The following is a 13155-nucleotide window of genomic DNA, read 5'->3' on the forward strand; positions in this document are numbered from 1 at the left end:
CAATCGAGGAAGGGAGAACAATCCGTTGGCTGTTCCCGTTAACTATATCGCGCACGACGGTGAAGACACCTACTGCAAGTTTGCAAGCCTTAACGATTTCATCATGGGTTGGGGACAACGTTAGATGCTCAAAGAAACCTACAACCTTCCTCAAGGCGTTAAACTCCAGCGATTGGGAGTTCTGATCTGATAGGGAACGTCTGGAATGGAGAGTCGTAATTCGTCCGGCAACCGCACCTGCATGGCAATAGGCAGATGATCCGAATAGACATGATCCAGCGCCTTGACTTGCTCAACGGTAATCGAAGGCGACACCAGAATATGGTCCAGTTGCCGATCCGGTTGCCAACTGGGAAAGGTATGCAGCCCTGGCACCGGTTCAGATAGCCGTGCGCTTGCCAGCAGAACGGCCATCTCGCGGCTATCCGAATGGCAATTCAAATCGCCCATCAAAATCACATGACGATAATCATGCACCAGATCCGCCAGGAATTCGATTTGCCGCAACCGTCCACGACGACCGAGAGCCATGTGCAAAATTAACACATGCAGCGCATCGACGCCATTACCGAATCGAACTTCCAGCACACCTCGGCCTGGGATCAGCCCAGGCAGCTTGTGCTCGGTGATTGTATCCGGGCAAATGCGGCTTAACAGGGCGTTGCCATGCTGGGAGATCATACCGATCTTGCGGTTGGCCTGATCGAAGACATGCTCAAAACCCGCATAATCCGCCAGATATTTGACCTGATTCACGAAACCGCTGCGCAGGCTGCCCGCATCCACCTCCTGTAGGCCGACCAGGTCGTAATTCGCCAGAATGCGAGCGATGCCATCGAGATTGGTCATTCGCGATGGAACTGGCACCAGATGTTTCCAACTGCGGGTCAGATACTCTGAATATTTGTTGGTGCTCAGTCCGCTCTGAATGTTGTAGCTCAGTAACCGCAACCGCTGCGGTCCGGGGTGATGATCATCAGCCATGCCCCCTCCCTGCATTTTCAGCTTTGCGGGCTAGCTTCCTTGGCGATCAGGAAATCCACGACCTCGAACATGCGTGGCGAACGCACGTCGTATTTACCGTTGACGATCACTGCTGGCACCCCCCGCACCCCAAAGCGCTGCGCTAACTGGTTGCCACGGCGCAACTGGGTTTCGGTCTGAAAAGATTGATACGCCTTGCGGAACGCCTCCTGATCCACGCCGTGCTCGGCGAAAAATGCCGCTAGTTCATCCTCGTTGCTCAGTTTGCGCCGTTGGTGATAGGCATCGAACAGCGGTTGGTGGACCTTGTCCAGCACCCCCAATGCCTCGGCAGCATAATAGGCCCGGGCGCCTGGCTCCCAGCTTGCTCCAAAAGCCACCGGAATCCGGGTGAATTCAACGTTATCCGGTTTACGTTTCAGCCATTCCTGGACGCTTGGCTCCAGATCGTGGCAATGCGGACAACCGTACCAGAACATTTCGATCACTTCGGCTTTATCGGAAGTTTCAGGCGCTACCGGGGTGGGCAATTGCACATAGTCCTTGCCCTCCTGAAACGGCGGGTCGGCGGCATGTACGGCGAGTGGCAGAGTGCAAGCCAATAGAATCAGTAACCAGTGGCGAAACAGGCTCGGCATCAGCGGAACTCCGTGAGTAGCAGTGGAAGAAATGAAAGAGACAGCGCCTACAGCGTACCGTAGGAATGTAGCCCCGACAGGAACATGTTGACCCCTAGAAAGGCGAACAGCGTCACGAACAGGCCGATCACCGCCCACCAGGCCATCGGTGCGCCGCGCCAACCCTTGGTCATGCGCAGGTGCAGCCAGGCGGCATAGTTCAGCCAGACGATCAGCGCCCAGGTTTCCTTGGGGTCCCAGGACCAGTAACCGCCCCAGGCTTCAGCGGCCCACAGCGCGCCGAGGATGGTAGCGAGGGTGAAGGCGGCGAATCCCAGGGCGATAGCCTTGTACATGACATCGTCCAGCAATGGCAACGGCGGCAGCGCCTGCGCGAGTCGTCCATTTGGCCAGCGCGTCCCGATCCAGTCACCCAACAGGTAGGCCACGCCCAGCATCGCCGCCAGGGAGAATGCGCCATAACCGATAAAGTTGGCCGGTACGTGAATCTTCATCCAGTAGCTTTGCAGCGCCGGGATCAGTGGCTGAATGTGATGCGCTCCACGGTCGAAGGTATACCACAATAGAAAAGCCACGGCGGCGCTGATCACCAGCAGAGCGAATCCTCCCATAGCGCGGGTGCGATGGCGATCCTCGTAAAACAGATACAGCAGTGCAGTAATCAGAGCAAACAGGATGAACACTTCGTAAAGATTACTGACCGGGATGTGGCCGATATCCGCGCCCAGCAGATAGGACTCGCGCCAGCGCACCAGCAGGCCGGTCAAGCCCATCGTAGTCGCCGACCAGGTCAGGGCGGTCGCGGTTTTACCCACAAATTCCGAGTGAGCGAACATCGCGGTAAAATAGGTGACCGTAGCCAGTACATACAGGGCGCTCATCCACATGAACGCCGCTTGGCTTTCCAGGAAGTATTTAAGCCAGAAATCGCTATGGCGCAGTTCATAGTCCGCGCCATAGCGCCATAACGCCAGCATGGTTAGCGCCACAGCCGCCAGCGTGAAGAATCGCGCCGGTTTCCAGTAAACGCCCCAGGCAATCAAGGCCACGGTGCTGCCCGTCTGAATGGCGATTTCGTAGCCATCCATGTAGGCGTGGTAAAGCCACCCGATGTAAATGGAACCGGCCATCACCAGCAACGTCCAGAGTCCATTCCAAATGTTCAACCATTGACCGAACGAAGGTTGTTCCCAGTGTCGCTCCAACATAGCTTCGCGCGTGACTGACATCGTAAAGGTTCTCCAAAATAGATCATTAATAAAGATAGGTCTCTTCGCATTCTTGTGGAGTAAGCTAGCCTAATGGCCAATTACAAACATAATCAATTGATATTAAAATAGTTATAACCGGACCACCAGACTGATCTTCGGTCACATGCGTCAATTTCATAGAAACTATCGAAGAATCCATGTGTCTCAAAAAAGATAGGAAAAGTCTATAAAATACTTATTATCTACACCATTGCTTCTCACAAGGAACACCATCATTATCTCCATCCATCTTGACATCTGGGCAATTTCTCAAAAAGAAAATGGCCTCGTCACAAGATTTCATTTGAGAGCAATGTGTTCTGCCGTCACATTTGAAGCTTGAAGCTCTACTATTTTCTTCGCTGGAATTAGAAGATGGATACCATTTATCTTTTCTTTGACCAGGGGATTCACTAGAAACGACTGTTAATGAGCCTTCAACTGACTCCACTTTTTCACATATAGTTCCATACGGCACACTTCCATATATAACGCTACCATCTTTAGTAATGCATTTTGTTTCTTTTGTGTATTCTATGTTAGGCAATGAATTTTGCATGAATGCTAGTCCAGATTGTTTGTATAGATAGTTTCCATACCAACCTATCGCTACAACAATGGCAATCACGATAATCTTCTTCATAATTTTGTTAGCGAATTCATTTTGTTGTTTCTGGGAAGACCAGTTCGCAAGACGCGAAGAGATCTCCTCCAATTGGTTTGCTTGCCTCGGCAGAGCTGAAAAGCGGCTTGATGCTGAATTCGACATAGCGGGCGAGGTCAACCATTCGGACATACGCCGAGGAAAGGTCCGCAGTGTATGTATGTGCCTTCAGTAATACATTTGCTGAGCCATTAAGTACGATGATTTCCTTTTTCGGGATGTTCAACTGACCTCTAATTGATGGAGTCAGAAAACCGGGCCTTATGAGGTAGGATTTCATGATTGGTGGCTCGATGCTCGTTACATTTACCCAACTTAGTTCACCTAGAGCTGCTGTGCCCGAAGAGATTACTTGCTCTGCTCGTTGAGCCAAGTGATCTGATACGTTTCGGATGTCCCGAATCGTGCCTAGTTCGCTTTTTAAGTTGGAAGAACTCCAGTCTTTAGGAATGCTATCTGCGTTAGGTTGCATTTTCCATAGGGCAAGCAGCCTGTCTATTGCGTCCACGAATGCCCAGGCATCCAGATAGTATTTTGCATAGCCTTTAGGGCGATCCCCTTCAGAATCGGACTTTGCTAAATCAGCGAGGTTTGTGGTTAGACGATTAAAAGCAAGGTGGGCGATCTCGAAGGCGTGGCGCATTCCGTCTAAAAAGAAAGCCTGCCGCCGATTAAGGTTGGCTGGAAAATTCAGAATCGGCGAGTCCGGTTTGAACATGAGGTATTTATCGGTTTCCGCTAACAGTTGAATAGGTAGTAATGAGTCAATTATGAGGCTAACAGAATTCCATAATCATACTTGCCCACTCTCCCCGCTCTCAAACACTTATCTGTTTCTCAAGCGCCATTCGCAGTTCGGTGAACTCATGAGCAAACTCGAAGGGCCGACGACTGCTGGAACCCGCCAGCACCATGTGAGTTGCGCCTTCCTCATCCGCCAGCCAGATCCATAACCGGCGGTGCGAAGTATAGAACATGACGAAAACGCCGATGACCAGCAAGGCAAAGCCGGTATAAACCACGGATGTGCCACTTCTGCGCGTCACTTGCAAACCTGATGCCTCAACCTGCTGAAAACCGGTGAGTTGCAGGTAAAACGGCGATCCGTAACCAGGCAGCACCGCCAGCGCAGATACCGCATCGTTGAAAAACGCATCCTCTCGTTCGGCAATCCCTTGTTTAACGTCCATTCCTTCATCGCGCAGCACTTCAATAAATACTTCCGCCAGCGTATCACGCAGAATGTTGAGATACAGGGTGGTCGCATCATTCAATCGTTCGGCGGGTACTACCGCTTTTGCGCGCTCGGTGACCGCCATGAACCCGCCCTGAGTGAACAGTTCAATCAGGTTCAGACGCACCTGGTTAAAATCACGCTGGAAGTCAGGATTGTCGCTTGGAGCTGGCGACCGCTCCAGCAAACTGCGCAGCCATTCCTTATTACGCAACCGGGCGTTAAAACGCAGGAAACGCTCGGGACTGTTTTTAGCATCCGCCGGGATGTGTAAATAGGTAAAAGGCTGTCCGGGCTGGGCGCGCATCCCGCTAATGTAGAACCAGCGGCCTTCTAATTGGGCAGGCGCCATGTAGTTAAAGTACTCGTGGGCCACGCCCGTGGCATCGCGCAGTTTGAAAGCAAAACTGGGTCCAAAATTACGGAACTTGCGATCGCCTGGTTGTGCGTCGGGTTCCGGCAGCAGATTAAATAATCGGAATTCGTCCAGTTCCAGCGTCAGTGCAGCATCCTGGCTCCCTACCTTGAGCGTGTTGCCTACAGTCCCCTGCGCTGCAATGGGATCAGGACGGGCGGCCATCAACGGCCAGGCCCGCAGATCCAGCCGGGAGCCGCCATCGCCAAAATCGGATTGGTAAATAGCGTAGCCCCGATAAACCAGCGGGTGATTAACGCGAATGGTCGCTTTTAGAGGGTGCTCGCCCAAATGCTCCTGATCATGGATCAACACTTCGCTGGCGAAGGATTTGGGCTGACCCGTGTCATAGTAGGCTACCTGGAAGTCCTTCAATTCGATAGCAAACGGCAGTTCCTGGAGCACGAAACCGTCGCGCACCCGCAGAAAGACGAAGTTCGCAGCGGCGCCCTCGGGCAGCATCACATTGCCGCGAAAAGCGGGCACCGCGCCCGGTGCCAGCCGGCTTTCCGGGGGAAGGTCACGGGCAGCCAGGTTACGGGTTTCGATACGCAAATCGCCCCGCCATTCCTTGAGCTTCAACCACAGGTTGCCATCCAGCAGTCCGCCTACCCCAATGACCACTACCGCTGCATGAGTGCACAAATAACCCAACCGGCTAAAGCGACCTTTGCTTGCCGCCATCACTCGATGATCGCCATGATTTTCAACTCGCCGGCGGTAGCCGCGACTGCGCAGCATCTGCCCAACAGTCTCCTGCACCGCGTCGACGGCATGATTCGGCAATCGCCATTCCGCCTGGTGATGAAAACCGCGCAGGGAATCGAGACGCACTCGGGTGCGGAACCGGGTCATCTCCCGCCACAAAATCGGCGCCTGGCGGTAGATGCACACGCTGGTGGACAGGATCAAAAAGGCAAGAATCCCGATGAACCAGCCAGTCCCGTAAACATCGTAGAGGCCCAACTGACGGAAGACCTCGAACCAGAACGGCCCGAATTTCAACACATAGTCAGGATAAGGCTGGTTCTGCTGCAACACCGTGCCGATGATCGAGGCGATAGCGATCACCACCAGCAAGGTAATGGCCAGATTCATCGAGCCGAAGAATTCCAGCCACACCCAGCTCAAGGCGCGCGGGCGGACAGGCTTACAAGCGGTGGTATCGTTCACGGAATCCTTGAGCAGTCGAGGCAAGTTGCCTGAATGTGACCCGGTGAGCGGCAATCCGTTCACCGCAGGAACAGAATATCAATGCTTGGCTAAACCTCCACCTTGGCATAAACATCCTGGAGCTTCAGGCTGCAATCCACGCTCTTCAATCCGACTTCATCATTGATCTCATCACTTTGCGAATAGACCCAAGTGTCATCAGACTGGCGCGTGAATTGTTCAATTCGACAGGATTTCTGCGAAACCAACAGATATTCAGCCAAGGACGGGATACCCTGGTAATGAAGAAATTTATCACCACGATCATAAGCTTCTGTTGAATCCGACAATACCTCCATAATTAGCAACGGGTTTAGCAAAACGTCCTCGTTTTCGTCCTCGAATTGTTGTTGCCCACACACGATGAGAACATCCGGATAGGCGTACTTGTTCAGTTTTTCGATCTTAACCTTCATATCGCTGGAATAGACGCTACAGGGTCGATTCGCCAATTGATTGCCTAGAATGCGCGTCAAGTTGGATGAGATTTGATTGTGCCGACGACTGGCACCCGCCATCGCGAAGATTTCACCATCAAGATACTCGCGCCGGGTTGCGGAAAGCCGCTCCTGAAACAGATACTCCTCAGCGGTCAATCGGTGTTGTAGTTTCGGCAGCATGAATCGAGGTTTCCTGATGAGCATCAAAAAAGGCGGCCCGAGAGCCGCCCTGAATTAGCCTAGCCAACCCGGTTCAACCCGGTCTTATGGCGATAAGTTACTGCAAACCCTGAATATAGGACGAGACGGCCTTAATTTCCTGATCGGTCATCTTACCGGCGATGCTGCGCATCATTTGACCTGCGTCATTCGCTCGCTCCATGGCGCGGAACGCCTTGAGTTGCAATTCAACATACTCCGCGTGTTGTGCAGCGATGGCTGGGAATTTGGCAGCCGGAATCCCTGCGCCATTGACGCTATGACACGCCATACAGGCGGAAACCCCACTGTTCAGGTTACCGCCGCGAAAGATCGCTTCGCCTACCGGAGCCAACGCTGGATCAGCAGCGGCGCGCGCGACCTGTTGCGAGGAAAAATAAGCCGCCAAATCTTCCATATCCTGGGGACTCAGGGGCGCGACCATGCCGGCCATGATCGGGTTGACCCGCGCCCCGCTCTTATAATCATGAAGCTGTTTGAGCAGGTATCCCTCGCTTTGGCCAGCCAGCTTAGGGTATTGGGGATTGACGCTGTTGCCGTCTGCACTATGGCAGGCCGCGCACGTCGCGGACTTGCCTTTGCCAGCGGTCGCGTCGCCCGCAGCCAGCGCGGCGGTCGCGGAACCGAACAATGCGCATGTCGCGGCGATCACAACGAGTTTTTTCATTTTTTGAAGGCTCCTGTACGATGACGAAATTCGGTTCAGGCGACCTGCCGCCGGTATGAAGTCAAAATCTAGCGTAACCCGGCGACCGAGCCTTGCTTGATCGCAGCGGAATCGGTATTGACTGGATCGATCCCCACCTGCGAAAGCAGCGGTTTTATATATCAGTTTCGGCCTCCAAGTTCAATGAAAAACCCTGACAATGCTATCCCTTTTACACCAGCAACTAAAGCAGCCCGGCGTTATCAAACGGTTCATTTCCTGAATAGCGTCAACGAGTTCGGACAACTATTGCCCGATATTGGCCGGGAAGCCGCCTTTGCGGGGCGCTCTAACGCCGGCAAATCCAGCGCGCTTAACCTCCTGACGGGTCAGCGTCAACTGGCGCGGGTCAGCAAGACTCCCGGGCGCACTCAGATGATTAACTTCTTTGAAGTAGAGCCGGATCGTTATCTGGTCGATCTGCCCGGCTATGGTTATGCCCAGGTGCCCGAGGCGATTCGCCGCCACTGGGGGGCGCTGCTGGAGCGCTATTTGCGCGAGCGGCAAGCATTGTGCGGCCTTCTACTGTTGATGGATATTCGCCATCCATTGACCGAACTGGACCAGCGGATGCTGGACTGTTGTGTCGCCCGTGAACTGCCGGTGCATATCTTGTTGACCAAGGCGGACAAACTGAGCCGGGGTGCGGCAGGGTCTGCATTGCAACAGGTACGGAAGGTGCTGAAAACCGATTATTTGCACGCCACCGTCCAGTTATTTTCCGCAACGACTCGCCAGGGTGTGGAAGAAGCTCATGCCCGGCTCGATGAATGGCTGGGGTATTAAGATCACGCCCCTTGGGCCGATGGCGGATCAGGCATGGCCCGCCAGCCTTCCGCCAGCAATCGCGCCTGCAATGCCTGGCTTACCAGCTCGCCGATGCGTTCCAGAAACAGCGTCCCCACGCCAGGATGGAAGCGGTTGGCGTCACTGCTGCCGACCGCCAGAAGACCGCGCCATTGTCCGTTATCCAGGGGAATCAGCGCCGCTGAGATCGCATGGCAGGCCCCATCGCTAAACAAGGCGGCAGCCTGCTCTGGACTCAATAGACCGCATTGAGGACGACCGGCGCGAAAGACGTCGTCGAACAGCCTGACGACATCCGGACGCAACAACTCCTCTACGGCGCTAAGACACACAGTTGGCGGCACCGCTAGACACAAGGCGACACAGTCGGCTTTGAATTCATCGCGCAGAATCGCCTTGATGCCGTGCAGCAGTTCATCCAGGCCGCCTCGCGCATCCAATAGACCCAACGCCAGACGCTGCACCCGTTCCGCTAAACGGTCGTTATCGCGGGCAATGTTAACCAGCTCCATCAGCTTATCATGCAGGCGCTGAACGTGTTCTCGCAGCAAGCGATTTTGGTATTCCAGCAGTGATACTGCGGGCCAGCAGGGATGGGGAATGCGCAGGCTCTCCACCAGTTCGGGATGACGGGTGAAAAATTCAGGGTGATCGCGCAGCCAGGCGACCGCCTCTTCCTCAAAGTCTGCCTTCTCCAGGGATTCCGGTATTTCCTGTTCTTCACTCACAGCTCGATCCATCCTTCAAATACAGTGACCGCTGGTCCGGTCATCATCACGGATTCGCCTTCGCCGGCCCAGTGAATCTCCAGTGCGCCGCCCGGCAGATCCACCTGGACGCTAGGGGATAGCCGACCCCAGAGCCGCCCCACGACAACGGCGGCGCAGGCGCCGCTGCCACAAGCCAGGGTTTCGCCAACGCCGCGCTCGAAGACGCGAAGCCGGATATGGTCCGGCGCGATGATTTGCATGAAGCCCACATTAACCCGCTGGGGAAAACGGTCATGCCGTTCCAGTAATGGCCCCAGATGCGCGACCGGCGCTTGGTCAACATCATTCACCATCCATACTGCATGAGGGTTGCCCATCGATACCACACCGATTTCAAGCTCCATGCCATCGACAGCGATGGGGTAGCGTGGAGCGCGTTCGGCAGCGATGAATGGCGCGTCAGCCGGTTCCAGGCGCGGTTGACCCATGTCCACACGCACCCGGTTATCCGGCAGGAGTTGCATTTGCAATAAACCGGCCAGCGTTTCAACCCGGAGCGCGTGTTTTTCAGTCAGGCCCTGATCATGGACAAAGCGCGCGAAACACCGAGCGCCATTGCCGCATTGTTCGACTTCGCCGCCGTCGGCATTGAAGATGCGGTAGCGGAAATCCGCATCCACTCGTTGAGATGCTTCCACCAGCAGCACCTGGTCACAACCAATGCCAAAGCGGCGATCGGCCAAACGGCGAATTTGCGCTGGCGCTAACGCCACAGTCTGACGGATGCCGTCGATGACCACGAAATCGTTGCCGAGTCCGTGCATCTTGGTGAACTGGAGTTTCATTATACAAACTCAACTATGGCTAAACCAAAACTTCTACACAAGCGGGATGGCTCAGGAAGCGGGCTGGGCTGGCGGTCAACCCGTAAGCACCTGACTGAAATACGACAATCAGGTCGCCAACATCGGCTTTTGCCAGTTCCATTCGATCAGCCAGAATATCGAGCGGCGTGCAAAGCGGCCCTACCACTGATACGATTTCCCGTTCGTTACCCATAACCCGGTTGCCCACCACGACCGGGTAATTTTTGCGCACGACCTGACCAAAATTGCCGGATGCCGCTAGATGATGGTGCAGGCCGCCATTGGTGACTAGAAAAGTATGACCGCGCGAGACTTTGCGATCGACAACCTCGACGACGTAGATACCCGCTTCGCCAACCAGATAACGCCCCAGTTCCAGCACGACATGGGCTTCTGGCAATTGTTCTTTGACCGTGGGCAGCCAGTGATCCAGATTGGCCGCGACCGGCTCCAGATCCAGCGGCGTGTCCCCCGGAAAATAGGGGATGCCGAAGCCGCCGCCGATGTTTAGCATACGCACCGGCGCTGGTGCGTCCACCGCCAACCGTAACGCCAGTTCAAACGTGCGGTCATGGGCGTCGATCAGCGCTTCGGCGCGCAGATTCTGCGAACCGCTGAAGATGTGAAAACCGCGAAAATCTAGGTCCAGTTGGCCGATTCGCCGCAGCAGCGCCGGCGTTTGTTCGGCATCCACCCCAAAGGGTTTGGGGCCGCCGCTCATTTTCATGCCGGATGCTTTCAACTCGAAATCTGGATTGACCCGCACGGCGACCCGGGGTTGTCGGCCCAGCCCATGTCCCAGACGGGCCACGGTTTCCAGTTCCCTGGCGGATTCCAGATTGATCGTGATACCGGCGGCGATCGCCGCAGTGAGCTCAGGCGGACGTTTGCCCGGACCGGCAAAGCTGATTTCCGCCGGGTCCATACCGGTATCCAGGGCAACAGACAATTCGCCCAGCGAAGCTACATCCAAGCCATCCACCAAGCTGGCCAGATGTTGCGTCACTGCGGACATCGGATTAGCCTTGACGGCATAGTGCAGCTGGATGGCGGACGGCAGGCGCTTGCGCAGCAGGGCGACCCGTTCATCCAGCAAGCGGCGGTCATAAGCGTAGAATGGCGTTTGTCCAACCCTCGCCGCCAGTTGCGTTAAGGGCATGCCGCCAATGTGCAGACAGTCATCGATGACCGGAAACTGGCTTATCGGCCAGTGAGTGGGACGAACGGCGCTCATCAGCTTCTACCTGTTAATTTAAATCTATAATACGAAATATTGCGTAATTCTCCTGTTTATCATATCCGAAATTTAGAATGGATAAAAACTGATGAAAATTCGAGCACATATTGCTTTATGGCCAGTAATCGCAAGACCAATGATCCGAGAAGTTGGCTTTTCAGGATTACTGCTGTATCTCTGGCTAGGCGTAGTCATGGCCGCTTATTCCCAGGAATGGATTTACACCGTTCGTCCCGGTGATAATTTATGGAATATTACCGAGGACTATTTAATCCATATGAACTACTGGCCTCGATTGCAGGCGCTCAATCGCGTAGCTGATCCCCACTACCTGCCGCCTGGGATGAAGCTGCGCATTCCCGTCGCGTGGCTCAAGGGTCAACCCACTGCAACGCGAGTTTTAAGCACGCAGGGTCAGGTCAGGGCAACGATTAAATTTACGGGGCAGACGATAGCCGTTGATTCCGGTCAACTGCTGCACAGTGGCGATGAAATTCGCACCGGCCCCGATGGCAGCGCCACGCTGGAGTTTGGCGATGGTTCACGACTTTTACTACAGGCTGACAGCCAGTTGGTCATTAACACCCTGAATAAATATGGCGAAGACTCTTTGATGGAGGCGCGCTTGAGCTTGCCGCAAGGCCGGGTGGACAATCAGGTGACGACCCGCCGCAGTCCCCGCACGCGCTATGAAATCTGGACGCCCGCTGCTGTTTCAGCGGTGCGCGGCACCGATTACCGGCTCAGTATGGATCCGGTGGCCGCCATCGCCCGAACGGAAGTACTAAAGGGCGCCGTAGAATTCAAGGGTTCCCGGACAACGCGCAGAGTGGCGCAGGGATTTGGCGCTCGGACGACCCAGGGTCAACCGCCGGGGATGGCCAGGCCACTACTGGCGGCGCCGTCGGTCGTTAATTTGCCGACCGAGATCACGCGGACGCCGATTCAGTTCAGTCTCGTCGAACTGCCAGGAGCAACCGCTTATCGCGCCCAAATTGCAGCTGACGAGCGATTTGAAGCACTGCTGTTCGACGGCGTCGCCTCGGCGCCGCAAGTGCGCGGCCCCGATCTGCCGGATGGCGACTACGTCCTGCGCGTGCGCGGCATCGATGCGCAGGGTCTGGAAGGGTACGATGCTTATCATCGGTTCCGGTTACATGCCCGTCCTGAACCTCCGTTCCTGGTGCGACCGGATCACCAAGCCACCGTGCCGGAAAAAATCCCCACTTTCGAGTGGACCGAATCGGCAGCGGCAGTGGCTTATCATTTTCAACTCGCCAGCGACGCCCAGTTTGCCAAGCTCCTGCTGGACCTGCCGGACTTAACCCAGTCACGATTGACTCCCGAGCAACTATTGGCTCCAGGGGTCTATTATTGGCGGGTTGCGACGCGCGACGCCGCTGGCCGGCACGGACCATTTAGCGATCCGCAACAGTTCAGACTGTTGCCCACTCCTGAAGTAGGACCGCCGGAGGCGACCGGAGATACTCTGGTGTTTCGCTGGAGTGCGGGGTTGCCGGATCAGAGCTACCAAGTGCAACTGGCCAGGGATATCCACTTTCAGGAAATCGTCGTTGATCAACAAGTGGACAAGCCACAACTGGCGATTTCATGGCCTGAGTCCGGTTTTCATTACCTGCGGATGCGCACGATTGATCCCAACGGTTATGTAGCGCCCTATGGGCCGGTGCAACGAATCGACATTCCACCCAGGAACTATTGGCCGTTTGGTCTGGGTACGATTCTGGTCCTGATCATTGCCCTGTAGGCGCC

General features: G+C 55.1%; 13 protein-coding genes. 2 read left to right on the plus strand and 11 right to left on the minus strand.

The window, feature by feature from the left end:
• Positions 1-150 precede the first annotated feature (150 nt).
• The 8 genes from H6973_20485 to H6973_20520 form a co-directional block, all read right to left on the minus strand.
• On the minus strand, positions 151-999 hold the full coding sequence (locus H6973_20485; protein ID MCP5127893.1) for an endonuclease/exonuclease/phosphatase family protein: 849 nt from the start codon (positions 997-999) through the stop codon (positions 151-153).
• A gap of 2 nt (positions 1000-1001) precedes the next feature.
• On the minus strand, positions 1002-1622 hold the full coding sequence (locus H6973_20490) for a thiol:disulfide interchange protein DsbA/DsbL (GenBank protein ID MCP5127894.1): 621 nt from the start codon (positions 1620-1622) through the stop codon (positions 1002-1004).
• A 47-nt stretch (positions 1623-1669) separates the two neighbouring features.
• Complete coding sequence (ccsB, locus tag H6973_20495) at positions 1670-2851, minus strand: c-type cytochrome biogenesis protein CcsB (protein MCP5127895.1); 1182 nt, start codon at positions 2849-2851, stop codon at positions 1670-1672.
• Between the two features lie 220 nt (positions 2852-3071).
• Entirely contained in the window at positions 3072-3335 is a 264-nt protein-coding gene (locus H6973_20500; GenBank protein MCP5127896.1) for an excalibur calcium-binding domain-containing protein, read from the minus strand.
• Positions 3336-3531: 196 nt separating this feature from the next.
• Positions 3532-4254, minus strand: coding sequence for a hypothetical protein (locus tag H6973_20505; GenBank protein ID MCP5127897.1), 723 nt, complete (start codon positions 4252-4254; stop codon positions 3532-3534).
• Positions 4255-4354: 100 nt separating this feature from the next.
• On the minus strand, positions 4355-6358 hold the full coding sequence (locus H6973_20510) for a cytochrome c biogenesis protein ResB (protein MCP5127898.1): 2004 nt from the start codon (positions 6356-6358) through the stop codon (positions 4355-4357).
• An 89-nt stretch (positions 6359-6447) separates the two neighbouring features.
• On the minus strand, positions 6448-7017 hold the full coding sequence (locus tag H6973_20515) for a Uma2 family endonuclease (protein MCP5127899.1): 570 nt from the start codon (positions 7015-7017) through the stop codon (positions 6448-6450).
• 97 nt (positions 7018-7114) lie between these two features.
• Positions 7115-7723: a cytochrome c4 gene (locus H6973_20520; protein MCP5127900.1), complete on the minus strand. Its 609-nt coding sequence runs from the start codon at positions 7721-7723 to the stop codon at positions 7115-7117.
• A 183-nt stretch (positions 7724-7906) separates the two neighbouring features.
• On the opposite strand from H6973_20520, the gene H6973_20525 reads away from it, so the two are divergent.
• Positions 7907-8548: a YihA family ribosome biogenesis GTP-binding protein gene (locus tag H6973_20525; GenBank protein MCP5127901.1), complete on the plus strand. Its 642-nt coding sequence runs from the start codon at positions 7907-7909 to the stop codon at positions 8546-8548.
• Between the two features lie 2 nt (positions 8549-8550).
• Here the strand turns inward: H6973_20525 and H6973_20530 are convergent, their stop codons facing one another.
• The 3 genes from H6973_20530 to H6973_20540 are packed head-to-tail and all read right to left on the minus strand — an operon-like array spanning position 8551 to position 11379.
• Positions 8551-9297: a DUF484 family protein gene (locus H6973_20530; GenBank protein ID MCP5127902.1), complete on the minus strand. Its 747-nt coding sequence runs from the start codon at positions 9295-9297 to the stop codon at positions 8551-8553.
• The gene (gene dapF / locus H6973_20535; GenBank protein MCP5127903.1) at positions 9294-10124 is read right to left on the minus strand and encodes a diaminopimelate epimerase; all 831 of its coding nucleotides are present in this window, start codon (positions 10122-10124) and stop codon (positions 9294-9296) included. The genes H6973_20530 and dapF overlap by 4 nt, the downstream gene beginning before the upstream one ends.
• A gap of 19 nt (positions 10125-10143) precedes the next feature.
• Complete coding sequence (locus H6973_20540) at positions 10144-11379, minus strand: pyridoxal-dependent decarboxylase, exosortase A system-associated (protein ID MCP5127904.1); 1236 nt, start codon at positions 11377-11379, stop codon at positions 10144-10146.
• Between the two features lie 139 nt (positions 11380-11518).
• On the opposite strand from H6973_20540, the gene H6973_20545 reads away from it, so the two are divergent.
• Positions 11519-13150, plus strand: coding sequence for a FecR domain-containing protein (locus tag H6973_20545; GenBank protein MCP5127905.1), 1632 nt, complete (start codon positions 11519-11521; stop codon positions 13148-13150).
• Positions 13151-13155: the final 5 nt, after the last annotated feature.

The sequence above is a fragment of the Gammaproteobacteria bacterium genome (assembly GCA_024235095.1).
Taxonomy (GTDB): Bacteria; Pseudomonadota; Gammaproteobacteria; order Competibacterales; family Competibacteraceae; genus UBA2383.

Coding starts and splice junctions, on each gene's coding strand:
- ccsB (MCP5127895.1), bottom strand. CDS start 2,851: ATGTCAGTCACGCGCGAAGCTATGTTGGAGCGACACTGGGAACAACCT.
- H6973_20515 (MCP5127899.1), bottom strand. CDS start 7,017: ATGCTGCCGAAACTACAACACCGATTGACCGCTGAGGAGTATCTGTTT.
- H6973_20485 (MCP5127893.1), bottom strand. CDS start 999: ATGCAGGGAGGGGGCATGGCTGATGATCATCACCCCGGACCGCAGCGG.
- H6973_20520 (MCP5127900.1), bottom strand. CDS start 7,723: ATGAAAAAACTCGTTGTGATCGCCGCGACATGCGCATTGTTCGGTTCC.
- H6973_20525 (MCP5127901.1), top strand. CDS start 7,907: ATGAAAAACCCTGACAATGCTATCCCTTTTACACCAGCAACTAAAGCA.
- H6973_20505 (MCP5127897.1), bottom strand. CDS start 4,254: ATGTTCAAACCGGACTCGCCGATTCTGAATTTTCCAGCCAACCTTAAT.
- H6973_20490 (MCP5127894.1), bottom strand. CDS start 1,622: ATGCCGAGCCTGTTTCGCCACTGGTTACTGATTCTATTGGCTTGCACT.
- dapF (MCP5127903.1), bottom strand. CDS start 10,124: ATGAAACTCCAGTTCACCAAGATGCACGGACTCGGCAACGATTTCGTG.
- H6973_20545 (MCP5127905.1), top strand. CDS start 11,519: ATGATCCGAGAAGTTGGCTTTTCAGGATTACTGCTGTATCTCTGGCTA.
- H6973_20540 (MCP5127904.1), bottom strand. CDS start 11,379: ATGAGCGCCGTTCGTCCCACTCACTGGCCGATAAGCCAGTTTCCGGTC.